21 protein-coding genes are annotated in these 24,443 nt (G+C 61.6%); 7 read left to right on the top strand and 14 right to left on the bottom strand.

Translation table 11 applies throughout. The features are described from left to right. Window positions 1–10: 10 nt before the first annotated feature. A complete protein-coding gene (locus tag LJX92_RS03085) occupies window positions 11–1,954 on the top strand; it encodes a pilus assembly protein TadG-related protein (RefSeq protein WP_103733869.1) in 1,944 nt (647 codons plus the stop codon). Here the strand turns inward: LJX92_RS03085 and LJX92_RS03090 are convergent. Further along, window positions 1,939–4,692: a PAS domain-containing sensor histidine kinase gene (locus LJX92_RS03090; RefSeq protein ID WP_228309301.1), complete on the bottom strand. Its 2,754-nt coding sequence runs from the start codon at window positions 4,690–4,692 to the stop codon at window positions 1,939–1,941. The two genes, LJX92_RS03085 and LJX92_RS03090, sit on opposite strands and share 16 nt — an antisense overlap. Next, window positions 4,689–5,126 carry a TadE/TadG family type IV pilus assembly protein gene (locus LJX92_RS03095; RefSeq protein WP_032878095.1) on the bottom strand — a complete coding sequence of 146 codons (438 nt, stop codon included), beginning with the start codon at window positions 5,124–5,126 and terminating at the stop codon, window positions 4,689–4,691. Before LJX92_RS03095 ends, LJX92_RS03090 begins: the two co-directional genes overlap by 4 nt. 71 nt (window positions 5,127–5,197) lie before the next feature. Between LJX92_RS03095 and LJX92_RS03100 the strand changes: the two genes are divergently transcribed. Both LJX92_RS03100 and LJX92_RS03105 read left to right on the top strand, forming a co-directional pair. Next, window positions 5,198–5,647, top strand: a complete 450-nt coding sequence (locus tag LJX92_RS03100) for a prepilin peptidase (RefSeq protein ID WP_032878094.1) — start codon at window positions 5,198–5,200, stop codon at window positions 5,645–5,647. A gap of 123 nt (window positions 5,648–5,770) precedes the next feature. Next, complete coding sequence (locus LJX92_RS03105) at window positions 5,771–6,556, top strand: response regulator transcription factor (protein WP_032878093.1); 786 nt, start codon at window positions 5,771–5,773, stop codon at window positions 6,554–6,556. A gap of 75 nt (window positions 6,557–6,631) precedes the next feature. Here the strand turns inward: LJX92_RS03105 and LJX92_RS03110 are convergent, their stop codons facing one another. From LJX92_RS03110 to cpaB, 8 genes are read right to left on the bottom strand one after another with little or no spacing between them, the layout of a single operon-like run. Next, entirely contained in the window at window positions 6,632–6,904 is a 273-nt protein-coding gene (locus LJX92_RS03110) for a DUF3613 domain-containing protein (protein WP_223018707.1), read from the bottom strand. Window positions 6,905–6,914: 10 nt separating this feature from the next. After that, window positions 6,915–7,640 carry a tetratricopeptide repeat protein gene (locus LJX92_RS03115; protein WP_228309302.1) on the bottom strand — a complete coding sequence of 242 codons (726 nt, stop codon included), beginning with the start codon at window positions 7,638–7,640 and terminating at the stop codon, window positions 6,915–6,917. Between the two features lie 10 nt (window positions 7,641–7,650). Beyond that, window positions 7,651–8,538, bottom strand: coding sequence for a type II secretion system F family protein (locus LJX92_RS03120; protein ID WP_005784440.1), 888 nt, complete (start codon window positions 8,536–8,538; stop codon window positions 7,651–7,653). A 1-nt stretch (window position 8,539) separates the two neighbouring features. Continuing rightward, window positions 8,540–9,421, bottom strand: a complete 882-nt coding sequence (locus LJX92_RS03125) for a type II secretion system F family protein (RefSeq protein ID WP_216090688.1) — start codon at window positions 9,419–9,421, stop codon at window positions 8,540–8,542. An 8-nt stretch (window positions 9,422–9,429) separates the two neighbouring features. Next, complete coding sequence (locus LJX92_RS03130) at window positions 9,430–10,701, bottom strand: CpaF family protein (protein ID WP_032878088.1); 1,272 nt, start codon at window positions 10,699–10,701, stop codon at window positions 9,430–9,432. Beyond that, window positions 10,698–11,891, bottom strand: coding sequence for an AAA family ATPase (locus LJX92_RS03135; protein WP_032878087.1), 1,194 nt, complete (start codon window positions 11,889–11,891; stop codon window positions 10,698–10,700). The genes LJX92_RS03130 and LJX92_RS03135 overlap by 4 nt, the downstream gene beginning before the upstream one ends. Next, window positions 11,888–13,093 carry a type II and III secretion system protein family protein gene (locus LJX92_RS03140; RefSeq protein WP_032878086.1) on the bottom strand — a complete coding sequence of 402 codons (1,206 nt, stop codon included), beginning with the start codon at window positions 13,091–13,093 and terminating at the stop codon, window positions 11,888–11,890. Before LJX92_RS03140 ends, LJX92_RS03135 begins: the two co-directional genes overlap by 4 nt. A gap of 19 nt (window positions 13,094–13,112) precedes the next feature. After that, window positions 13,113–14,057 (bottom strand): Flp pilus assembly protein CpaB, encoded by a 945-nt coding sequence (gene cpaB, locus LJX92_RS03145; RefSeq protein ID WP_032878085.1) that lies wholly within the window; start codon window positions 14,055–14,057, stop codon window positions 13,113–13,115. A gap of 335 nt (window positions 14,058–14,392) precedes the next feature. Here cpaB and LJX92_RS03150 point away from each other — a divergent pair, with 335 nt between their 5' ends. Both LJX92_RS03150 and LJX92_RS03155 read left to right on the top strand, forming a co-directional pair. Beyond that, entirely contained in the window at window positions 14,393–14,590 is a 198-nt protein-coding gene (locus tag LJX92_RS03150; RefSeq protein ID WP_032878084.1) for a Flp family type IVb pilin, read from the top strand. A 53-nt stretch (window positions 14,591–14,643) separates the two neighbouring features. Beyond that, window positions 14,644–15,045 (top strand): response regulator, encoded by a 402-nt coding sequence (locus tag LJX92_RS03155; RefSeq protein WP_032878083.1) that lies wholly within the window; start codon window positions 14,644–14,646, stop codon window positions 15,043–15,045. 646 nt (window positions 15,046–15,691) lie between these two features. Here the strand turns inward: LJX92_RS03155 and LJX92_RS03160 are convergent. The 4 genes from LJX92_RS03160 to LJX92_RS03175 all read right to left on the bottom strand — a co-directional run bounded on the left by LJX92_RS03160 (window position 15,692) and on the right by LJX92_RS03175 (window position 21,930). Beyond that, window positions 15,692–17,374 (bottom strand): ShlB/FhaC/HecB family hemolysin secretion/activation protein, encoded by a 1,683-nt coding sequence (locus LJX92_RS03160; RefSeq protein ID WP_122732315.1) that lies wholly within the window; start codon window positions 17,372–17,374, stop codon window positions 15,692–15,694. A 186-nt stretch (window positions 17,375–17,560) separates the two neighbouring features. Continuing rightward, window positions 17,561–19,426 carry a collagen-like triple helix repeat-containing protein gene (locus tag LJX92_RS03165; protein WP_223018704.1) on the bottom strand — a complete coding sequence of 622 codons (1,866 nt, stop codon included), beginning with the start codon at window positions 19,424–19,426 and terminating at the stop codon, window positions 17,561–17,563. A gap of 300 nt (window positions 19,427–19,726) precedes the next feature. Then, a complete protein-coding gene (locus tag LJX92_RS03170; RefSeq protein ID WP_228309303.1) occupies window positions 19,727–20,575 on the bottom strand; it encodes a MaoC family dehydratase in 849 nt (282 codons plus the stop codon). Window positions 20,576–20,577: 2 nt separating this feature from the next. After that, entirely contained in the window at window positions 20,578–21,930 is a 1,353-nt protein-coding gene (locus LJX92_RS03175; protein ID WP_228309304.1) for a 3-oxoacyl-ACP reductase, read from the bottom strand. Between the two features lie 105 nt (window positions 21,931–22,035). On the opposite strand from LJX92_RS03175, the gene LJX92_RS03180 reads away from it, so the two are divergent. Then, the gene (locus LJX92_RS03180) at window positions 22,036–23,313 is read left to right on the top strand and encodes an acetyl-CoA C-acetyltransferase (protein ID WP_032878077.1); all 1,278 of its coding nucleotides are present in this window, start codon (window positions 22,036–22,038) and stop codon (window positions 23,311–23,313) included. 134 nt (window positions 23,314–23,447) lie between these two features. Further along, window positions 23,448–24,347, top strand: coding sequence for a PA4780 family RIO1-like protein kinase (locus tag LJX92_RS03185; protein WP_005784460.1), 900 nt, complete (start codon window positions 23,448–23,450; stop codon window positions 24,345–24,347). The last annotated feature ends 96 nt before the right edge of the window (window positions 24,348–24,443 follow it).

Consider the following 24,443-nt stretch of genomic DNA (forward strand, 5'->3'; position numbering starts at 1 on the left):
GAGTGCTTCGATGTCTCCCCGATTCGGTTCCAGGCAGCGTGGGGCAATAGGCTTGATGGCGGCAGGCACCTTGGCCTTGGCCCTGGTGTTTACGTTGCTGGCGGTCGACAGCGGGCGTCTGTATCTGGAAAAGCGCAAGCTGCAGTCCGTTGCCGATACTTCGGCGCTGGAAGCGGCCGGCCTCGGTGGTCAGTGCGGCGCCAACACCACGGCCAACGCCTATGCCACGCAAAACGCTGCGCGCAATGGTTTTGTGGTCGGCAATGGCCGCACCTTGGCCGTAACGTGCGGGACCCTGGCCACCAACGCCCTGAACACTCGGGTGTTTACCGCCGATGCCACCAAGAGCGACGCGATCCGCGTGGTGGCTTCGCGCACGGTGATGAGCAGCATCGCCAACGGTCTGTGGAACCTCTTTAGTGGCGCGCCGATCACCGCGCAAATCAACCTGAGCGCCACCGCTGTCGCGGCGACGCCTCCTCCGGTAGCGCAGTTGTCGATCCGCAGCAGCCTGGCCAGTGTCGATTCGAGCAAGTCGCCAATACTGAACCTGGTCATCGGCAACCTGCTGGGGGGCAACCTGTCGCTCACGGCAGCCGGTTGGAACGGCTTGTTGCAGACCAACGTCAACCTGCTCAGTTATCTGGACCAGTTAGCGATCGACTTGCAGGTAAAGGCTGGAGACTACGATGCATTACTTAACACCGCCGTCTCCGCTACCCAGTTGATCGATGCCGCCGTCAAGGTCTTGCAGAAAAACGGCGCGGCGGTCACGTCGGTGATCAATGACGTGATTTCTATTGAAGCGATTGCGCCTAATTCCAAGCTGTTGACGGTGGGGGACCTGATCGACATCGCCACTGGCACGCCGACGGCGGCGCTCAATACCAATGTGCAACTGTTTCAGTTGCTCGAAGCGGTGGCGCAGTTGTCCAGCAGCAAGAATGCCGTGAGTGCGGCGGCGCAAATCGCTATTCCGCTGGTGGGCAACGTTTCGATCCAGACCAAAGTCATTGAGCCGCCGCAGTTGTCGGCCATTGGCAATCCGGCATTGGCGAAGAAGGGCTTATTGAATGTCCCTCCGACCGATCAGATTTTTGTGCGTACTGCGCAAGTGCGCACATTGGTGACCGTACAGGCGCCGATTATCAAGGCCGTGTCCGGCGTGGCTTCCATATTGACGGGGCTGGGTACGCCGGTGTCTCAAGTGGTCAAGGGCTTGTTGAACCTCAACCTGCCGGCAGTGGTGGGAGGGGTGCTATGCCTGGTGGCCTGCAATGTGGCTGATGTTGATGTTACGACGTCGCTGGCCATTTACATTGAAGCCGGCAGCGCGCAAACCCACGTCACGGACTTCAATTGCGACTCGCCGGCCTCCAAATCCTTGACGGTGAAAACCACTACGTCCCTGGCTACCCTGGCGGTTGGTACGGTGGATCCGGTAGCGGCTTTTTCTTCATCCGCACCTGTCAATGTGCAGCCTGTCAGGCTGATCGATTTTGGCGAGCGCTACTGTGTTGTCCTGACGCTGTTGTGCAGCCCCACCCGTACACCCAATGTGGGGGGCGGTTTGCTGTTGAAGGCCAACTCCACCATTGCCGCGCAAACCAGCACGATGGTGTTTTCGCCGGTTGCCGAGATGAATGCGCCGCCGACCTATAAGTTCGCGCCGGGCACAGCCAATATCGTCGGTAGCCTGGCGGCGACTTTAAATGGCTTGCAGGTGACTTACGCACCGCCCAGCGGCAGCGTATCCAACGGTGCGCTGGCTGGCGTCGCCGGGCTGCTGGCGACAATCACCACGGCGGTGGTGGGGCTGATCCAGAACGTGCTGTCGCCGATCCTTGATCCCATCGTCAACACGTTGCTCAGTGCCTTGGGCATCAACTTGGGCAACGCCGAAGTTGGCGCCAACCTCACCTGCCATATGGGCCGGGCTTACCTGGTGATCTGATCCTGGACGATGGGCAGTTCTACGCAGAATTTCGCTCCCGCCTCGCCATTGCTGACGCTCAGGCGCCCGCCCATGTTTTCTACAATCCCATAGCTCACCGAGAGCCCCAGCCCGGTGCCTACGCCGATTGGCTTGGTGGTAAAGAACGGCTCGAAAATCCGTTCCAGCAGGCGCGGGTCAATGCCGCCTGCGTTGTCTTCGACCCAGATGCGTACATGGTGGCGGTCATGCTCGCTGTACAGGGCAATCCAGGGGCGCAGTGCGGGATTCTTTTCGCGCTGGCTGAGCAGCGCGTCGCGGGCGTTGACCATCAGGTTGATCAGCACCTGTTCCAACTGATCGACGTAGCCTTTGACCTGCACCGCAAAGTCCGCAGGTGTGATGCGCACTTCCACACCTTTGCCACGCAAGCCTTCGCTGAGCAACGCCAGGGTGCCTTCCAGCGCTTGCGCCGGGTCGAACGGTTGCTGCTCGATTTCCGAGCGACGGCCGAACACGCGCATGTGGTCGACCACCCGGGCTGCGCGTTGCACCTGGGCGTCGATGCGCTGGAGTTTTTCGGTGAGATAGTCGATTTGCACATCGCCATTGCCCAGGCGCTTGAGCACGTTGACGACGGCCATATGCATTACGTTCAGCGGCTGGTTGATCTCATGGGCCAGGCCGGTAGCCATTTCGCCGAGGGTGGCCATTTTGGCGCTTTGGGTCAGTTGTTGTTGTGAGCGGCGCACTTCAGTGTTGTCGCGGCCCACGGCTTGCACTTCCACCAGGGTGCCTTGCTGATCAAACACGCCACGGTCGGACCACACCCACCAGGCATGTTCGCGTCCGGGCAGTTGCAGGCTGATCTCGGCGGTGCTGACCGGGAATTCGGGGGTCAATCGCGCGATGCGTTGCACAAAGGACGCGCGCTGTTCATCCGACAGCCATTGGCCTAGGTCAATGCCCGGCAATTGGGCGGGCTGGCATTCCAGGTAGTTGGCCAGCGGCGTGTTGCCGAAGGTCAGGATCAGGTCGGGCCGGTAGCGGCAGATCATTGCCGGTGAGTCTTCCACCAGGATGCGGTAGCGCTCCTCACTCTGGCGCACTTGCTCAGCCGCCAGGGTCGCTTCGGTCACGTCCAGCCACAGGCCCACGGCTTCCACCGGCAGGCCGAGGTCATCGCGCAACAGCTTGGCTTCGTCGAGCAGCCAGTGGTAATGGCCTTGTTTATCGCGCAACCGGTAGCGGCTGCGCACGGTGCCTTCGCGCAGCAGTTGGCGGGTGCGTTCAAAGTAGAGTTCGCGGTCGTCGGGGTGGATCAGCGTTGCCAGGGTGTCGTGGTTGCACTCGGCCAAGGTCCAGCCCAGCAGCGGTAACAGGCTGGCGCTGAAAAACGCCGGGTGCAGCGCGCCGTTGACGTAGCGCTGTACATAGATCACCGCCGGTGAGCTGGCAATCAGGTTGTCCAGGCGCGCATGGGCGGAGGCGGCTTGCAGTTGCTGGTTCTTGATGTCGCTGATGTCGAGCATGAAGCCGATCCAGCGCCGCTCACTGCCCACGCCCAGCACTTGCCCCTGTATGCGATACCAGAGCGGCGCCTGCTCGGCCTGTGTGCGTTGCAGGCGTACGCTGGTCAGCAACGGCTTGCCCAGGGCTTGCAGATCTTGCAGACGGCTATTGAGGGCTTGGCGGTCGGCGGGGTGGATCAATCCGAGCCAGGTGTCGAGGGCCTGGCGGGTGGGGCCGTCCTCCTGGCTCAGGTTGCGCAGCAATTGTGGCGCCAGCTGGATCTCTTGGGTGGCGGGCAACAGTTCCCACCAGCCGGTGCCGAGCAGGCCCTGCAAGGCTTCCACCCGTTCCAGTTGTTGGTGGTGGCGCTGTTCACGCAGGCGGCTCAGCAGTGGCGCGGCGAGGGCGGCGCACAGGGTGAGCCAGTCACGTTCGCGGGTGTGATCCACCTGGCCGTCGTAGCAGCCACACAACAACCAGGCCGCCACGCCGTGGCTGTCGCGGTAGGGCACCAGCAATCCGCCGGCATTACCGAAGATGCTGTGCAGGCGCGGGTTCTCGCTGCGGCCCAGGGCAATGTCCAGGTTCAGAGGCATGTTGCCGTTCAGGCTGTCAAGGCTGGTGCCAAGATGTTGCCCGGTTTGCCACAGGGCCGGGGCATCATGGGCGGCGTATTGGCTGTAGATGCGCCAACCCTGATCGTCTTCGTCGAGCAGCGCCATCGCTACGCAAGGTATGCGCCAGCGCTGGGCCACGCTGCGCAGGTGCTCGTTGAACACCTGTGGCAGGCGGTTGAAGCTGCACACGCGCAGTTGTTCGCTCATCAGGCCAGCGAGTTGATGGTTCTGTTCGCGCTGTTGCATCCGTGCCCGGTCGGCCAGCAGGTCGGTGACATCCAGCAGACGCAGGGCCCAGCCGTCGCCCTCTGGCTCAACCCAGCCGCGGGTGTGCAGAACCAGGCCGGCGGCACCCTGAAAGTCCAGGTCCAGACCCTGTCGTTGCCATTGCGGCGGTGCACCTTCGACACTCAGCGCGCTGCTTGGGCACAGCAATGTGCGCAACGGCGGGTTGGGCGTGTTGACCAGGTGTTGATCGAGCAGAGGCCGCAGGCTACCGGCAATGCTTAGCACTTGGCCCAGGTTGTCCAGTTGCAACTGCAGGCCCGGCGCAGGCGTTGCCGGGGCATCCAGGGCCAAGGCGCTGCTGCGCCCGCGCAGGCGTGCGAACAATTTATCCCCCGTCGTCAAAACTGAAGGCTCGAGGTAGCGGTCAGGTTGGTGGGCAGGTTCGGAACGGTGCCAACGCCAGGCAATACCAGGGCCGGCAATACCGCTTTGATGTTGGCTGATGGATAAGTGATTTTCACCGTCAGCAAGTTATTGGTGTAAGTGGCGGTGATGTAGCCGGGCAAAAAATTCAAGGAGCCGGGGATCCAGTTCAACTGCGCCTGGGCTGCATCTTTGGCGCGCTGCACAACCAAAGCCGAATAGCCTGCGGTGCCTGGGTCCAGTGACACACTGCGGCGCACGCCTTCTGCCGCCGCCTGGTGGAACGACTGCATCAGCAGCAGCGGCAAGCTGTAGCTGAGGAGGCCGTAGAACACCGCAAAGAAGATTACGAAGACCAAGGCAAACTCGATCGCCGCCGCACCTTTTTGCTTTCTCGGGAGGCCTGATTTCATGACTGCGTCTACCCTGAGGCGAGTACCTGATATCAGCATAGAATCATTCGGCAAAAAGGGATGTTTTTTACGTGATCCAGAATGTAGTGATATTGCTGTGGTTGGGGCTGTGCGCTTTACAGGATATGCGTGAGCGGCAAATTGCTAATACGCTGACCCTGGGCGTCGGATTACTGGCGTTGATCTACCTGCTGTGGACCGGCTCGACGTGGCTCGGTGCTCCACGCAGCGATGGCGGCCTGGCCCTGGTGCTGGCGCTCGCCCTGACCCTGCCGGGTTATGCGTTGGGCCGCTTCGGCGCCGGGGATGTGAAGTTGTTGGCAGCCCTGGGCCTGGCCTCCAATACCGAGTATCTGCTGGGGTCTCTGATTGGCGCGGGCATCGCCATGGTGGCTTGGGCACTTATGCATCAAGGGCTTAGCTCAAGCCATGTAGAGCGGGACGCGCAGGTGTCAACAAAACAGCCTTTTGCACCCTTTGTTCTAACAGGTTATGCCGCCTGCTGGCTTTGGATCCACTAGTCGTTCGAGTTGATTAGTCGTATGTACATAGTCAGAAAGTACGTCTACGTTTAATGAGTGGTTGTGGGATTTTTCGTCAGAAAGGATAGGTCACCTTTTGGCTTGCCAGGCATGGAGTAGCGCGTGAACAAGCTTACATCTGCAGTAAAAGTGCTCGTAGTCGACGACCAACCGTTAATCGTAGAGGAGCTCTGTGAATTTCTTGAAAGCAGCGGGTACCGTTGTGTCCCGTGCGAGTCCAGCAAACAAGCTATAGAGCGTTTCAGCGAAGACCCTCTGATCGGCCTGGTGCTGTGCGATCTGCATATGCCGGACATGGATGGCATCGAACTGGTTCAGGCGTTGCAACGCGTCGCCGGCAAGCATCGTGCATTTGAAGCGATCATGCTCACCGGGCGCGCCGATAAGCAGGATGTGATCAAGGCCCTGCGTGCAGGGATCGCCGATTACTACCAGAAACCGATCAACCTGGATGAACTGCTCGAAGGCCTCAAGCGCCAGGAAGCGGCATTGGAGGAGCGGCAAAAGGACCTGCAACTGGGTACGCTTAACCAGAAGTTGCAGTACCTGTCCGAATCCATCAATGACTTGTATATGGACCTGGACAAGGTGCGGCGCAACCCGGCGCCCAAGGCCAGCGACGGCGAGGCGATGGCTGACGAAGCCGGGCCAGTGGAAATCCCGGCGATCTTCAATCAGTTGTCTCCGCGCCAGTTGGACGTGGCGCGCCTGGTCGGCAAGGGGCAGACCAACTACCAGATCGCCTGTGAACTGGGGATCACCGAGAACACGGTCAAGCTGTATGTGTCCCAGGTGCTGCGCCTGACCCATATGCACAATCGCACACAGTTGGCGCTGGCGTTGTCACCGAGCAACTCGGCGATGGGCCAGCGGGTGACGGCGCACTGAAAGCCCAGTCAACGGCAGAGCAAAAGCAGGTAGAGATTCAATGTGGGAGGGGGCTTGCCCCCTCCCACAGTCACCCTATTTATTCCCGCTCTGCGCAGACCCGCCCACCTTCTGATCAAAGAACTCCGGGATCGGATGCTTGTTGCTGTCCAGCCAGCGCTTCAGCGCCTGCTCGCGTTCCGCCGGCGTGGTCTTTTGCGGGTTGGCCGAGGCTGCGCGCCCGCTGAGTTGCAGGGCCATCCAGTTTTCTGTTTCCGCCTGTTGCGGGGAGGAGGGCCCGGCCTCGATGGCCGATGCTGCGTAGGGCAGGGCCAGCAATGCGAGGCTGGCGAGGTAATGGATTTTCATCATCGACTCCCTATTTCACAGACGCCGGCAGCGTGTCGCTGACGGCCGCTACCTGGTCTTTGGATGGACGTACCGTTGCCGCAGTCGCCCCCTTGATGCGTTGTGCGCGTGCCTGGGCCTGCGTCACTTGCTCGGGGCTCAGCCCGAGTTGGCCGACCACTTTTGCGGCCTGCTCCCAGTTGTCCTGGTAAATCAGCAAGGTCACCAGGTTCACCGCCGCCAATTGATCGCTCTGCTTGAGTTCGATGGCGGTCATGAATTCAAAGCGTGCGTCTTCAAGGCGCAGTTGATCGAGGTACACCACGCCCAAGTCATTGCGGATTTTTTCGTCGGTGGGCGCCAGGCGTGCCGCACGTTGCAGATGGGCCATGGCCTGGCCATTGTCGCCCTTGGCCGATGCCAGTTGCCCCAGGCCGTGCTCGCCATCGGCGGCCAGGCAGGTGCCGAGCAAACTGCGGTACAACGGCTCGGCCTCGGTGCGGCCCAGCAGGCGATAGGCGCGGGCCTGGCGCTGGCGCACCTGAGGCAAGGTAGCGGGCAGGTTTTGCAGGTTGGCCAGGCTGGCGTGCAGCTTGCCTTCGTTGGCCATGTCGTCGGCCAGGTTCAAGGACAGCTCCTGGTCCGAGCTGGGTTTGGGGCAACTGCCGGGCGCCAGCAAGCCGGCCCACGGAGCCAGGCCATTACTGGCGCAGCCACCCAGCATCAGCACGCTTATGGCGACAATCAGTGGCTTCATAACAGACTCCTCAGAAGTTATTCAGGGCGCGGGAGATGGCGATCATGGCCGGGCCCCCGAGCACAATCAGCAAGGCTGGAAACAGGAACACCATCATCACCACCGACATCTTCGCCGACATTTTCGAGATGTATTCCTGCAGGCGAGTCAGGCGGCGGTCATCGAGCAATTGCTTGAGCGCCAGCAGCGACTTCATCGCGCCGCCGCCCTGCTGAATCAGTTGCTGAAGAATGATGCAGGTGTCGGTGAACTCGTCCACCGCCAGCAGGCGCGCGGTCTTGCCCAGCTCCTCGGACAGCTCCAGGCCCGAGTCGACTCGCGCCAGGATCAGGCGCAGTTCATGGGTCAAGTCAGGGAGCAGGCGCTGGGCTTCGGTGCTCAACACTCGCAGTGATTGCTCAACCGCCATGCCGGATTCGAACAGGATGCGCAGCAGCGGAATGAACGTGGAGATTTCCCGAGCAATGCGTTCCTGGCGATATTTGGCGCTGAGGGCCAGGACGCGCTTGGGCAGCAGGTAACCAATCCCCAGGGCCACCGCCGGCGCGATCCACGGCGAGCCGGCATGGGGGAACAGCAGTTGCTGGCCCAGTAGGGTCAGGCCCAGCAGCACGATCGGTACGCCGACCTGGCAGGCGGCAAACATCGAGCGTTGGTTGGCCTTGCGCCAGCCCACACGGTTGAGCAGGGTCTGTGTTTCGTTGTCCAGGCTGACCGAGCGCTGGGCCACCTGGCTTGCGCCCAGTTGGCGCATCAGGCTGCCGAGTTTGTCTTCGCGGGTCAGGTGGCCTTGCAGGCGCTGGCTGACCATGCGCTGGCGCCGCCGTTGCTCCAGCAGGTTGCCGGCGATCAAGGCGACGGCGGCGAGCAACAGCAGGATGCTGATCAGAATCGCCATTTCAAATACTCCGCAACATGCGCCACATGACGAAGGTGCCCGTGATGTCGAGCGCCACCGCGGCCAGCAACAAATAGCGCCCGGTACCGTCATTCCACATGCTCATCAGATAACCCGGGTTGACCATCAGGAAGTAGCCCACCATGACGATGGGCAAGCCCGCCAACACATAAGCGGTCATGCGTGTTTCACCGGTCATGGCCTTGAGTTGGCGTGCGCCCTGCTCACGCTCGCGAATCATCTTGATCAGGTTCTCCAGCAATTCACTGGCGTTGCCGCCGTAGCGGTGGTTGACCTTCAAGCCCAGGGCAAACAGGCGAAACTCATCGCGTTCATAGAACTCGGCAAAGTCGCTGACAGATTCCGGCAGGCTTACGCCCATCTGCACGTTGCGCTGGATGCGGCTCATGGCCTGCTTGAGTGGCGCCTCGGTGCTGTCGATAGCACCCAGTACGGCATCGGCCAGGGTGCGGCCGGACTTGAGGCTGCGCACGCTGTGGTCCAGCAGTTGCGGCAATTGTTCGATCATGCGCTGCACGCGTCGCTGGTAGCGCCAGGCAATGTACAAGCGCAGCAGCAGCGGCGGCGCTATCAACAGGGTGAGCAAACCCAGCCAGTCGGCCAGCAGGTAGCCCAGCAACATGCCCACGGCCCAGCAACTGAGCCACAACCCGAGGCGATCGGTGGGTTTGCCCAGGCCGGCACGCTGGAACATGCGCTCCAGCGCAATCCAGCTGCCGTTCGGTTCCTGGGGCAACGGCTGGCCGTCGGCGAGACGCTCCAGCACGCGGTCGGTGCCGGCCTGGCGCAGCCCGCGCTGGAACAGCCACACCGACAGGCTGATCAGCAGGATGCAGATGAGCAGCAAGATAAGTCCGGTCATGGTGCCCTCTACAACGGCAATGCCGATTCACGCCGCAGCTTGTCACCGGCCGGGTTGAGCGCCTCGCGCAGGAAGCCAAAACCGGTACGGCGGTCCAGGCGAAACAGGGTATTGGTGACATACACGTCATCTCGCACGCCCACCACTTCCACCACCTCGCTGACGCACCGGCGCCCATCGGGCAGGCGTGTCAGCTGGATCACCACATCGAGTGCCGCACAGATCATTTGCCGCAGGGTTTTTTCCGCCACCACGCGACCGGTCAGACCCACCAGGGTTTCCAGGCGCAGCAGCGCGTCCTGGGCATTGTTGGCGTGCACGGTGCTCATGGAACCATCGTGGCCGGTGTTCATGGCGGTCATCACGTCGAGTACTTCCACGCCGCGAATTTCGCCAAGAATGATGCGGTCGGGGCGCATCCGCAGGGCGTTGCGGATCAGGTCGCTGGCTTTGACCTCGCCATGCCCTTCGGCATTGGGCGGGCGGGTTTCCAGGCGCACCACATGGGGGTGGCCCAGTTGCAGTTCGGCCACATCTTCAATGGTGACCAGGCGCTCATGGGGGTTGATCAATTGGCTGAGGATATTGAGCAGCGTGGTCTTGCCGGTACCGGTGCCGCCACTGATAAGGATATTGCAGCGCTTGCCCACCGCCTCCTGGAAGAACTCGAAGATGCTGTGGTCTATGGTTTGCATCGCCACCAGGTCGCTGCTCTTGAGCATGTCCTTGCGAAACTTTCGGATCGACAGGCAGGGCCCATCCAGGGCAATCGGCGGGATGATCGCGTTGACCCGGCTACCGTCAGGCAGGCGCGCATCGACCATTGGCGAGGATTCATCCAGGCGCCGCCCCAGTGGCGCAAGGATGCGCTGCATGACGCGCTCCACATGGTGCGCATCGATAAAGCGCAGGTCGCTCTGGTACAGCACACCGTCGCGCTCGATAAACACCCGGTGCGGGCCGTTGACCAGGATCTCGGTCACCGACACATCGCGCAGCAGCACTTCCAGTGGGCCGAAGCCGGTCAGCTCATCGACGATTTCTTCGGCCAGGCGCTCCATCTCATAGCGCGAGATCGCCAGGTGCATGCGCGTGATGTATTCGGCGACTTTGTCGATGACAAATTGCGCCAGGGATTGGCGCGAGCCTTCCAGCAAATTCTGTCCGGACTCCTCGATGGCGTCGATGATGTAGCGATGCAGCACCAGTTTCAGGCCGTCGTGATCGTTGTGCGCGGCGGCGCCGCGAGTTGGGGCGCCGAAGAGTTTTTCGCCGTTCATCGACCTGGCCCCAACAGGCGCTCGAACCAGCGCGTCGAGGGTTTTGCAATGCCCTCGGAGCGTTTCGCCAGGCGCTCACCCAGCTGACGCAGGGCTTGGGTCAAGGCTTCGCGTGGCGCCAAAGTGAACAGGCTTTGCCCCTGGTTCTTGGCGTTCAGGCGCACTTCGGGGCTCAGCGGCAATACGGCGATGCACTCAAGGCCGAAGCTTTTTTCCAGGGCTTCGGTGTCGGGCGCGCAGCCTTTGATATAGCGGTCGACAAGCAGCTTGGCATGGTCGAGTTTCATGCCTTTTTCGCGCCACAGGTTCAGCACCGCGAGGTTGCGGCGACAGTCGAGTACGCCCTGGTCGGTGCACCACAGCAGCTTGTCGCAGTGGCTGACAAAGGTGCGCAACGCTTCGCTGTCAGCCTGGCCGGTGAGGTTCACCACGATGTGCTGGAAGTGCTGGCGCAGGGCGCTGAGCAGCATGTACAGCTCGGCGGCGCTGGTCACTTCCAGGGGCTCTTCGTTGCCGGCGTAGGCGAGGATGCGCAAGCCCGTGTCGGTGCTGGTGAACGCGCTGTTGATCAGTGTGGTGTCGAGGCGGCGCAGGTGGCGCAAGGCGTCGCCGAAATTGAAGGTGCTCTCCAGGCCCAGCAGCGCGAGGCTGTCGCCCTTGGGCAGGCCGAGGTCGAGCAGCAGGGTTTGTTGGCCGCTCTTTTGCACCACCATCGCCAGGTGGCTGGCGAGCAGGGCGCCATCGGTATTGCCCTGGGCGCCGTAGAGCACGGTCAGGCCGCCAAGGTGGGCATTGGGCGCGGTGGGCGGCAGGCGTTTGCTCAGGCGCCGCACCAGCCCGGCGACTTCACTGGAGCGCGAGCCATAGGCGACAAAGTCCCTGGCGCCGGCGCGCATGGCGTTGAGTACCAATTGGTTATCCATGCCATCGCCGAGCGCGACCACCGCCAGCATCGGTTTGGCTTCCAGTGCGCCTTCGATCAAGGCGCTTTGGGCCACCAGGTGCTCGCGGTCCAGGCCCACGAACACCAGGTTGGCGAAGGTCACGTCCACCAGCGCCAGCAGTTCGTCGAGGCTGCCGCCGCCCACGCTGATCACTTGACCCAGCGGTGCCAGCGCACCCTGGAGCCATTCCAGGTCGGTGCTGTTGCGGGTGATTGCCAGGAAGGTCTGGCTCAGGCTATCGCTCATTGGGAAAGTCCACTGCGACGGTCGAAGTTGCCGTTTTCCAGGAAGAACAGGCGGAACCAGTTCGGGTCATAGTTGCGCAGTTTTTCGCCGGGCAAGGACGGCAATTGCGCATTGGCCGCCAAGGGTCGAACCAGGTGCGGGGTGACAATCATCAGCAGCTCTTTCTCTTCGCTCTGGATATTGGAGTCACGGAAAAACGCGCCAAGGATCGGGATATCGCCCAGGCCCGGAAGCTTGGCGATGGTGGAACGGTTGGTACTGCTGATCAGGCCGCTGATCACGAAGCTTTCGCCGTCGGCCAACGACACGCTGGTGTCGGTACGTCGCACGGTCAGGGCCGGCACCTGAATGCCCTCGATGCGGATCGCATTGTTGTAATCCAGTTCGCTGACTTCCGGGGCGACTTTCAGGGCGATGCGATTGTGGTCGATGACCGTGGGCGTGAGGGTCAGGCGAATACCGAACTCCTTGTACTCGATGGTGATGGTATCGCTGCCGGCACTGGGCACCGGGATCGGCACTTCACCACCGGCCAGGAAGGTCGCGCTCTGGCCGCTCATGGCCACCAGGCTCGGGCGCGCCAGGGTGTAGGCGAAGCCGCTGCTCTCCAGCGCGTTGATCAATGCCTTGACCCGCCCACCACCGAAACCGATGTTGAAGCTGTCAGCGCTCACCGGCAATTTGAACACGCTCTCGGCTGGAGACAGCAGGTCGGGGCTGCCGAGGAAGAAGTTCTTGCCCATGCCGAGGATCTTGGTGCTGGCTTCCTTGAGCTTGGTACGGCTGACTTCGACGAAGCGGATGTCGGTCTGCACTTGGCTGGGCAGTGTCGGGTCTTCGGAGGGCGACAGCGATTGGCTGGTCAGCGCCGAAGTGGCCTTGCCCTTGACGAACACCATGCTCTGGCGCGGGCCGGTGGAGCAGCTCGTCCACACCATCAGGCTGGTGGCGCCGGTGCCGACGCCGGTCAGCAGGAAGTTGCGGTCGCCATTGACCCGCACGTCGGCGATTTTCGGGTCGCCAATGGCCAGGCGCGTGATCGCCACCGGCGAGTGCAGTTCGGTTTGCAAACCTTCGCCCACCTCGACCACAGCGGGCAGTTGGCCCAGGGTGTTGCAGTTACCCGGTGCTGCCATCGCCACGCCCACGGGCAAGCACGGCAGCATCAAGGCCAAGGCCAATTGAGCGTAGCGTTGGCTCATTCAAGGCATCCTTGTTCAATCAGGGGGTTTGGGGTGCTGACGCTGCGCCGCGAATCACTTCGACGCCGCGACGCTGGCCGGTGTCGGCAACCGTGGGGGCGATTTTCTTCGGCGGTCCGCTGAGGGCCAATTGAGTGAATTGGTAGAGGTCGCGGTTGGCGCTTTGCACTTTGTCCGGGGTATCGCTTTCGCCAGCCCAGTAGCGGCTGAGCAGTTGCTCATCGGCACTGCGCACGGCCAGGCGCAACGTGCCGGCCTGGGAGGCGAGCATCAGCCGGCTCAGCAGCGGTTCTGGCACTGCCAGCACGACGCTGCGCGCGGCGGTACGGCGTTGGGCCGCCTGGGCGCGTTCTTCGGCGGTGGCCGGTGGCGGCACTGCGGGTTGGCCGTCGTTGGCCAGGCCCAGTTGATCGCCGACGCTGAGCAAGCGAATCGCCGGAATAACCACCTGTGCCGACTGCTCGGCATTGGCATTGTCCTGGCGCAGGAACAGCAACACATCGACGTAATCGCCGGGGCTCAACTGGCCACCGGCCCCGATGACTTCATCGACAGCCACGGCCAGGGCACGTTCATTCGCCCGGATCATGCGGGCCAGGGGGCCGCCGGCGGTGAAGCTTTCTTCGTTCAGCCAGGTGCCGGCACCCAGGGCACGCAAAGGCGCGCGGCCGATGGCCTGGTCGAGACTAGTGAGGCTCCCGGCCGGGACGGTGCGCAGTTTTTCCACCGCCACATCGGCGGCAGTGAGAGCGACGAAAGGCGGCACCGCGTGTACCAGCACCACCACCGGCTGGCGGGTCTGGTCCTCGACGACGGCGACGGTTTTTTCAACGGAAATGACAGGTTCTGGTGATGGGGCCGCCACTGGCACTGGAGAACGGCTAAGCACCAGGCCCCAATACCCTGCAATCAAAGCCCCAACAAGCAGCAAGCCAGCCAGGACCATGCTGATGCGACTGTTCATGACGGCTCTCCCTATCCTGTTGCACGGCTTTTTTCCCGTTACTTCAAACGAGTTAAATTCGCAACTTGGCTGTGATGAACAACTAACGATTTGGCTATTTGAAGGTAGCTCAGCTAGGACAAAATGCCATTACCGAACGAAAAAATTATCTGAGGTTCAAGGGTGGTCCTGTAAATGCAGGATGTGCGGCGTGTTTGCGGCGACTAATACTTTGTGATTAATGCGTTCTTACAGTTGTGAGTGTTAAATTTCTTGACAATGCTCTAGTGGCACACGGCAATCATTGTGCGGGCCAGCTGTAACGGCGCTTTGTGGCGCATGAAGGAGATCTTCCTATGATCCTTGACCTGTTCTTGAAGTTGTACATTCATGCCCAGTTATTTCTGCGTCGCAGAGAGGGGGCGTCGGCTATTGAATATGTGATTATTGTGGCGATAGTGGCGTTGGTTATCGTCGGCATTGGTACTGGGCTTGGCGATAAGATAAAAGGCATCTTTAAGCAAGTGTCTGATGCGCTGCCAGCTGCGCCTTAACCGTAACTGCTGTACGTTTTCGTTCCGGTGATTCTTTTTAACAGGTACTGCCCATGAGCAACCCCTCGTCATCCCGCCAAAAAATCCTATTGGTGGACGACGAGGAGGATGCGCTGATCGAGTTGGCCGAATCCCTCGAAAACGAGGGATTCGTCTGCTTTACCGCCACGTCCGTTACTTTTGCCCTGCAAGAACTGACACTTAATCCCGATATCGCCCTGGTTATCACCGACCTGCGTATGCCTGAGGAAAGTGGTATCTCCTTGATCAAGCGCCTGCGCGAACATACCTCTCGCTCGCATTTGCCTGTGATCGTGATGTCCGGTCATGCCGAGATGGATGATGTCAGCGATATGCTGCGCTTGCAGGTGCTGGATCTATTTCGCAAGCCGATCTATCTGGTGCGGTTGATTGATACGCTGGATAACTTGTTTCCCCCCTCGAAGCCTCATTGATCGATGGATCAAATGCGAGTGCTGCCTGACAACTGACAGGTATTGAACTAATACACCTCGGTCAAAATGTGGGAGGGGCGGTGCGACGATTCGACTTGCCCCCGATAGCGGTGGGTCAGGCAAAAATGCATTTGCTGACACTCCCTCATCGTGGCATGGGTATCTACACAAATTCAGTTCGCAGCCCCCTACGGTAACTACGATGCGAAGCGAGCCGCTCTTGATCTGCTTTTGATCTGAGGCGCCCCGTTAAACCACGCTGGCCGGAATTCGACAGGGATTTGGGGGGTAAACCGGCAGGGATGCCGGTTTAGCCGCCCCGCGCCATGGATGGCGCGTGGCGGCGGCCCCCCAAATCCATGGCGGATTACGGGCACACCGAGCCTAAGCGAGGTGCCGAGTGGTGGGGCAAGAGCCCTTTTGGTTACTTTTGGCTGGGCCGGCATTCCGGGCTCTTTTCCAAAAGTGACCCGCTGTAAAAGCGGAACCAATAGTGGCCGTTACCTAAATAACGGATATGTACTCGGTCTAATCCAACATCCTGGTCGGCCCTGAGGCCGCCATCGGGAGCAAGTCGAATCGTCGCACCGCCCCTCCCACATGTTCACCGAGTCTGATCCAACAAATGATCAAGGCATCAAGCTCCTCAAAGCTGATAACTGAAACTCAGCGTATACCGTGGCCTGCGGTTAAAACTGTCCAGGGCGATATCCGACATCGGCTTGGCCGCCTCCAGGGCGATGTTGTAGTACTTGTTATCGCCAAAGCGTAACCCCACTGCCGCCGAAGACATGTCGCTGGCCTTGACCGGCAGGTCGTTGAACCAGGTCTTGGCGCGGTCGAGCACCACGTAGGGTTGCAAAACCTTCACCCAGTTGCCAGCACGGTTGAAGCTGTAGTTGACCTCGTACGCCACCCCCCAGCCCTTGTCGCCCGAGCCTTGATCATCAGGATAGCCACGCCCGAAGTTTTGCCCGCCGAAGGTGGCGCGTTCGCTGTCGGGCAAGGTGTTGTTGCTCCAGTACAACGCACCTGAGAGCACGCCTTGCCAGTTGTCGAAGAACTTGTCGCTTTGCACGCCGGAGAGGCGCAGGCGGAAGAAATCGAGGTCGGGTTTTGCCACGTCCAGGTCACTGCGCGCCTTGGCGCCCAAACCGTCGATGCCTTGGTACAGGCCGCCGCTGATGATGCGTAACCGGCGTGCGTCGGCCTTGCGCCAATCACCCTCGAAGGCGAGGGCGCGCAGGTTGGATTCGATGTCGAAACTCAGCGGGTAGCCCACCAGCTTGTAACGGGTGGTCTGGTCCACCACGTACAGGCGTGTGCCCAGGCTCAATGACTCGGTGGGAGAGGCGATAAACGGGTGGCTCAGGCCGATGGAATAGCGATCGATCGACTGGTGCGGCTTGAGCTCGAAGCCGCCGTCCAGTTGCACGCTGCTGTTGGGGTCGGCGCGGTAACGTTCGGCAGCGAGTGCCAGTTGGGTGCCCTCGGCATTGATGAACTGGTTGTAGTCCACACGGTAGTAATGCTCTTTGTCCTCGCCGGGCGGGAACAGGCCGCTGACGGTCAGTTGTTCGCCCATGAACGTTTGCGAATTGCTGGTGGCGCTGAGCAAGGCTTGCGTACCGCCACGGCTTTTCTGCACCAGGCTCATGCTGGTGGTGAAAGGTTTGCGGCTGGCCTGGATCTGCATGTGCGTGGCGCCATCGGTGGTGCCGGGCGGTGGCACCTGGGCTTGTACGGTCAGGCCGGGAATGCGGCTCATCAGCGTGGTGTAGCGCTCGAAGGTCTTGCGCGTCAGCGGGCGTTCGGCCAACAGTTTTTTCGCCAGTTTGTCGACGTAGGCCGACACCGAGCCGATGTCGCCGGTTTGCTGGTAGTCCTTGATGTAACCCTCCACCAAAACAACGCGGACCAGGCCGTTTTCGAAATTCTGCTGTGGCAGGAACGCGTAGGACAACAGGTAGCCGTCCTCCTGGTAGCGGCGGGTGATGCCACGGGTTGCTTCGATCAATTGCGCGAGGTTGGTCTCACGGCCAATCAGCGGTGCGTAGACTTGGGCCGTCTCGGTCAGCGGGTAAATGGTGCCGCCTTCGATCTGCAGCTTGCGAATGGTGACCTTGGTGTCCATCAACAGGGGCTGGCCGGCAGTCGGCGGTGCTTCAGGCACTTGGGTTTGTGGCGTGGCCGGTCGATAGGCATCGGCGGGCAGGTTGGGTACGGGCAAGGTGCGCACGGTGTCATTGCTGTTCAAAAAGCTGGGAAGGGGCTCGGCCTGGGCGTAAGCGCTGAGGGTTAGCATTAACAACGGCGTTAATACGCGCATAGGACACTCCATGGTCAACTGCAGCAGCGCTTCGGGCCCGCCGGGTTCTGGGACTCGGTTCGGGAGGGTGGCGGCTCATCACACAAGGCGTCGCCCATAAAAAAGACGAGAGACTTATTTAGGGTCTCTCGTCTCAACCAAGCGTAGGCGCTGTAGGGGAGGCCGTCTAATCGGCCAGGTGCATTTCTATTTGCCGGTCAGGCCGTTCAACAAACCGCCCAGACCGCCAGTGGCTGTAGTGCCGCCGGTGGTTGTGGCAGTGCCTGTGGTCGTGGTGGTGGCGCCGATGTTCAAGCCACCGAGCAGGCCACCGCTGGTGCCGGTAGTGCCGCCGGTGACCAAGCCACCCACCGAACCTACAGTGTTGCCGACAGCCGTTACGGTGGTGCCCACTGCGTTGGTGATCGGGTTTGCATTGGCGGCAGTCAGGTTGGTGCCTACGCTGCTGACTGCCCCTCCCACTTGCGTCACCAGCCCGTTGACCGGAGCGCCAACGCCAGTGGTAGTACCAATGTTTTGCGTCAGCGCGGTGACGCCGGATGTGACCGGGTTAAGCGCGGCGCCGACATTGGTTGCCACGGCGGCGACCGGTGCCGTGGCGCCTGTGTTGGCGACACCTGTACCACCCAGCACAGTCCCTACCGAAGCGATGGTGTTGCCCAGCGCGCCACCGGTTACACCCGCTGCACTGACCGTGCCGTTGGTGTTGCCGACATTCAGGCCGGTACCGACGTTGCTGACCAGGCCGCCGACCAGTTCTGGAATGCCGGGAGCTGCGGTGCCACCGGTTGGGGCGACATAGCCGCCAGACTTGTCGAGCGTGCCGCCAACGCCAGTCAGCACGCTGCCGACCACGGTAGTGACAGGGTTGCCGGTACCGCCAGTACTGGCGACTTGAGTCCCCAGGCTGGTGACCGTCGAGCCGACTTTATCCAGCAGGCCATTGACTGGAGTGCCCAGGCCGGTTGCCGTACCGAGGTTGCCGGTGGTGTTTTCCACCAGCGATACCACAGGCACCACTACTTTGCCGCCGAGGGTGTTGGTCAACGAGCCCAATGGGCCGGTGGTGCTGGCGGTACTGAGGGTATCGCCGAGCATGGTTACCGTAGTGCCGACTTTATCCACTACGCCGCCGACTGCAGTGCCTACGCCACCTGTCAGGCCGCCGACGACGGGTACACCGCCGAGGGTGGTCGACAGTGATTGGCCGGTGGTCGAAAGGCCGCTGCCCAAGTCAGCAACGCCGCCGCCGACACCTGCGACCGTAATGCCCAGCGAGTTGCTGCTGGTCCCCAGGGAACCCAAGCCTGTTGTGACTCCGGTGCCGATGGTGTTGACAGCCGTGCCGACCGAGGTGACCAGCCCGCCTGCTGTTGTGCCTACGATCGGAACCGCGGTCAGGGTGCCGCCGAGATCACCCACCGCTGTGCCTACATTGCCTACGGTGGTGCCGAGGGTGCCGGCGATCTGGCCAGTGATCAGTGGGGTGGTTGTCGAACCTGTTCCGCCGCCAGTGCCACCACCCGTCCCGCCGGTGCCGCCACCTGTGCCGCCAGTACCACCGCCGGTCCCACCAGTGCCGCCTGTGCCGCCAGTGCCACCGCCGGTCCCACCAGTGCCGCCGCCTGTGCCGCCAGTGCCACCGCCGGTCCCACCAGTGCCACCGTCAGTGCCGCCCGTGCCACCGCCGGTCCCACCAGTGCCACCGTCAGTGCCGCCCGTGCCGCCGCCCGTGCCACCAGTGCCACCGTCAGTGCCGCCCGTGCCGCCGCCGGTTCCACCAGTGCCACCGTCAGTGCCGCCGGTTCCGCCGCCGGTTCCGCCAGTCCCACCGTCAGTGCCGCCAGTACCGCCGCCAGTGCCACCACCAGTCCCGCCAGTGCCGCCACCCGTGCCGCCGTCACCTGTGCCCGCACCTGCACCAGCATCCGGCGATGACGCCGCCACGCTGGATTTATGCCCGCCGCCACCACTGCTGCAGCCGCCGAGGCTCATTGCCAGAATCAGGGCCAACGCGGTACTTGCTTTCCACAACACGACTTGAGTTTTCATGATTGAGTTCCTTGCACCTGGTACAACCTGGGTTGTTTCAAACCTTCGCTACTTCTTGGGGCAGCAATAGATTTGTCCGTGGTTCTATCTCAGGCCATGGCACTCTTTCGCACAACGCTCAACTTGGTATTAACAATTTATATACCCTAGGCATCGGTCAACTTAGCGACTAATACAAAGGGTGTATGGCAAGGATGCTTACTGAAATTTAGGTGATGTAAATCAAAAGGTTGAATAAATAAGCGGACCTCGTAAGGTCCGCTATAACTTTGGGTGTATATATACAATTAATCGGTTTTTTCAGGCGATCGGCTGCCACTTTCCGAACATATGCTCAATGCCGCCCGGCCCTTTAAGTTCCAACTCGCCACTGGAACCGGCTGCGCTGCTCATCAATATCACTTCACCGGGCAGGCACACGGGTTTCCTGAACTCGACATTGATTTCAATATTGGCGGCCGGCAGGTGTTCTCCCAGCGCCGCGAGCGTGCGGGCCTTGTTCCACAGCCCATGGGCGATGGCTTGGGGAAAACCGAACAGCTTGGCCGTCGGCGCACTGAGATGGATGGGGTTGTAATCGCCGGACACGCGGGCATAGCGGCGACCGATATCGGTGGGCGCTTTCCAGCGGGTCAGTTCGTTGAGCGGCCCTGGGACGTGCACGCTGTTATTCAGCGATTCGCCTTCAAGCTTTACGCTACGACAGAGCATCTGGCTTTCGGCTTCCCATAGCAGTCCAAGGGCATCTTCGACCACGGTCGCAATGTCAAAGGTCGCGCCCTTGGCGTGGGGCTGTAGGTTGTGCGCGTACACACCGATGCTCAGCTCTCCCACGCCGCCCAGAGGCCGGTGAATGCGGATGCGATTGCTCAGGTGGACCAGCCCCAACAGCGGAAACGGAAACGCCTTGTCGGTCAGCAGTTGCAGTTGCAGACCGAACGCCAGGATGTGCGGGTAAGTCGCTGGCAGCATCGGGCTGTCGGTGAACCCGCAGACCTTGCGGTACGCCGCGACGGCCTTGGGATCGACGCTGACCCGACAGCGCCAGCCGCGTTCGGGCAACGTGCTGCCGGTGATCTTGCGCTTGAGTGCCGCACGCCAGTACAGCGGGAGTAGCGACGGTGTGCTGTCCAAGGTTTGCCATTGCATGCTTATGCTCCCAGAAGACTTTGCCCACACACACGCAGCGCCTGGCCGCTGACGGCACCGGAGCCCGGCTGGCCGAGCCAGGCCACGGCTTCGGCCACGTCCTGTGGCATGCCACCCTGGCCAAGCGAACTCATGCGTCGCCCGGCCTCACGCAGGGCAAACGGGATGTGTGCGGTCATCTGGGTTTCGATAAAGCCCGGCGCCACGGCGTTGATGCTGATCCCGCGTTGCTTCAAAAGGGGCGCCCATGCCTGGGCCAGGCCGATCAAACCGGCCTTGCTCGCGGCATAGTTGGTTTGCCCACGATTGCCGGCGATGCCACTGATGGACGCCAGCAGCACGACCCGTGCGTTGTCGTGCAGAGTGCCGCTGTCGAGCAGGGCCTTGGTCAGCACTTGCGGAGCATTGAGATTCACCGCCAGCACTGCGTCCCAGTATTCGGGCGTCATGTTGGCCAGGGTTTTGTCACGGGTGATGCCGGCGTTGTGCACCAGGATATCGAGCCCGTCGGGCAAGTGTTCGACCAACTGGCTGGCGGCGTCTTCGGCGCAGATATCCAGCACCACCGTACGCGCATTCAGGCGTGCGGCCAGGGCTTCGAGGTCGGCCTTGGCCTGGGGCACATCGAGCAAAATCACCTCGGCACCGTCGCGGGCCAGGGTTTCGGCGATGGACGCACCGATGCCCCGGGCGGCGCCAGTGACCAGCGCCTTGCGCCCCGCCAGCGGGCGCGTCCAGTCTTCGACCGGGGTGTCGCAGGCTGACAGGCGAATGACTTGGCCAGAAATGTAAGCGCTTTTGGGCGAGAGGAAAAACCGCAGCGCGCCCTCTAATTGGTCCTCGGCCCCGTCACCCACATACAGCAACTGCAACACGCCACCGCTGCGCAGTTCCTTGGCCAGCGAGCGGCTGAAGCCTTCCAGGGCGCGCTGGACGCTGGCGGCAAACGGGTCGCTGAGGCTTTCCGGCGCACGGCCGAGGATCACCAGGTGCGCGCTATGGTCTAGGTTTTTCAGCAATGGCTGGAAGAACTCACGCAGTTGCTTGAGTTGGTCGGTGTGCTTCAAGTCACTGGCGTCGAACACCACCGCCTTGAGCTTGGGGCCGTGCCCGGGAATCCACGCGGATGCCGTCGAGGCTTCTGCGCCGTAGCTGTAGATGGCGTCGGTGAGCCGATTGGCAAACGCCAGCACCTTGCTCGTCAATGCGCCGCCGCCCAGCAACAGTGCGCCTTCGACCGGGCGCAGGCGTCCGGCTTGCCAGCGTTCCAGGCGTACCGGTGACGGCAGGCCAATGGCGGCGACCAGGCGATGGCCGAGGCTTGAGTTGGCGAAGTCGATATAACGGTCAGACATGGAACGCTCTCCGAAGGCTGGGGTTCAAAGGGTTGACCATCCCAGGGTAGCAGTCGTTCGACTAGGCTCAGTGATCAAGCCCATAACCGACAGAGGGAGCTTTTCATGACTCAATTGCGCCGAGTGGCGATCATTGGCGGTAACCGCATTCCTTTCGCCCGTTCCAATGGCCCTTACGCCACGGCGAGTAACCAGGCGATGCTCACGGCCGCCCTGGAGGGCCTGATCGAGCGCTACAACCTGCATGGCCTGCGCATGGGCGAGGTGGCCGCCGGCGCGGTGCTCAAGCATTCCCGCGATTTCAACCTGACGCGCGAATGCGTGCTCGGCTCGCGGTTGTCGCCGCAGACCCCCGCGTACGACATCCAGCAAGCCTGTGGCACCGGTCTGGAAGCGGCGTTGCTGGTGGCTAACAAAATCGCGCTGGGCCAGATCGAATGCGGCATTGCCGGCGGGGTGGACACCACGTCCGATGCACCGATTGGCGTGAATGAAGGGCTACGCAAGCTGCTACTCAAAGCCAACCGCAGCAAATCCATGGCAGACAAATTAAAAATTCTGTTACAACTTCGTCCCCAGCACCTCAAGCCGGAACTGCCGCGCAATGGCGAACCGCGCACTGGGCTGTCCATGGGCCAACACTGCGAACTGATGGCCCAGACCTGGCAGATCCCGCGTGCCGACCAAGACCAGCTGGCGCTGGAGAGTCATCAAAAGATGGCCGCGTCTTACGCCGAAGGCTGGCACAACGATTTGCTCACGCCGTTTCTCGGCCTCACCCGTGACAACAACCTGCGCCCGGACCTGACCCTGGAAAAACTCGCCGCCCTCAAGCCGGCCTTCGAGCGTAGCGAAAAGGGCACGCTGACCGCCGGCAACTCTACGCCGCTGACCGATGGTGCCTCCCTGGTGCTGCTGGGCAGTGAAGCGTGGGCCAAGGAGCGGGGGCTGCCGATCCTTGCGTACCTGCGTGATGGCGAAGCGGCGGCGGTGGATTTCGTCAACGGTGCCGAGGGCCTGTTGATGGCGCCGGTGTATGCGGTGCCGCGCTTGCTGGCCCGCAATGGCCTGACCTTGCAGGATTTTGATTACTACGAGATCCACGAAGCCTTTGCTGCCCAGGTGTTGTGCACGCTCAAGGCGTGGGAAGACGCCGATTACTGCAAGACGCGCCTGGGCCTGGATGCTCCGTTGGGGGCTATCGATCTCAGCCGGCTCAACGTCAAGGGCAGTTCTTTGGCGGCAGGCCATCCATTTGCCGCTACCGGCGGGCGCATCGTTGCCAACCTCGCCAAGTTGCTGGATGCGGCGGGCAAAGGGCGGGGGTTGATTTCGATCTGTGCTGCTGGCGGCCAAGGGGTGACAGCGATTATCGAACGCTGATTGCCAAAAAAATTGGCCCATTGCATGCATTCTGAAGGGGTCAGAGGTCGGTAGCCTCTCCCACCGGCGAGCTGATTGCCGTATAACGAGTGCCACACGCGTGTTTGGTAATACAGGACCCACAATAAAAGCTGATGAAGACTCCTAAACGCATTGAACCCCTGATCGAAGACGGTCTGGTCGACGAAGTGCTGCGCCCACTCATGAGTGGTAAAGAAGCAGCTGTTTATGTGGTGCGCTGCGGCAACGAATTGCGTTGCGCGAAGGTTTACAAGGAGGCGAACAAACGAAGTTTTCGTCAGGCGGCCGAATACCAGGAAGGCCGAAAGGTCCGTAACAGCCGCCAGGCCCGGGCCATGGCCAAGGGCTCCAAGTTCGGCAAGAAAGAAACCGAAGATGCCTGGCAGAACGCCGAAGTGGCGGCGCTGTTCCGCCTCGCCGGTGCGGGCGTTCGCGTGCCCAAGCCGTACGACTTCCTTGAAGGCGTGCTGTTGATGGAGCTGGTGGCCGACGAGTACGGTGATGCAGCGCCGCGCCTGAATGACGTGGTGCTGGAGCCAGACCAGGCGCGCGAGTACCACGCCTTTCTGATCTCGCAGATCGTGCTGATGTTGTGCACCGGCCTGGTGCATGGTGACCTGTCCGAGTTCAACGTACTGCTTACGCCGACGGGCCCGGTGATCATCGACCTGCCCCAGGCAGTGGATGCGGCGGGCAACAACCACGCCTTCAACATGCTGGAGCGGGACGTGGGCAACATGGCTTCCTACTTTGGACGCTTTGCCCCGGAGCTGAAGAAGACCAAGTACGCCAAGGAAATGTGGGCGCTGTACGAAGCCGGCACCTTGCACCCGGCCAGTGTGTTGACCGGTGAGTTCGACGAACCGGAAGAGCTGGCGGACGTAGGCGGTGTGATCCGCGAAATCGAAGCGGCGCGGCTGGATGAAGAGCGTCGCCAGGCGATTCGCGCGGCAGACGATGCGCCACCGAGCAAAGTGCCGGACGAGCCACCGCCGCCGCCCTGGATGCAATGATCTTCGGGTAAATGAAGATCAAAATGTGGGAGGGGGCTTGCTCCCGATGGCGGTGTGTCAGCGACAGATGTGTTGACTGACACTCCCTCGTCGGGA

Origin of the sequence: Pseudomonas sp. HN8-3 (assembly GCF_020790195.1) — a bacterium.
Classification (GTDB): Bacteria; Pseudomonadota; Gammaproteobacteria; order Pseudomonadales; family Pseudomonadaceae; genus Aquipseudomonas; species Aquipseudomonas synxantha_A.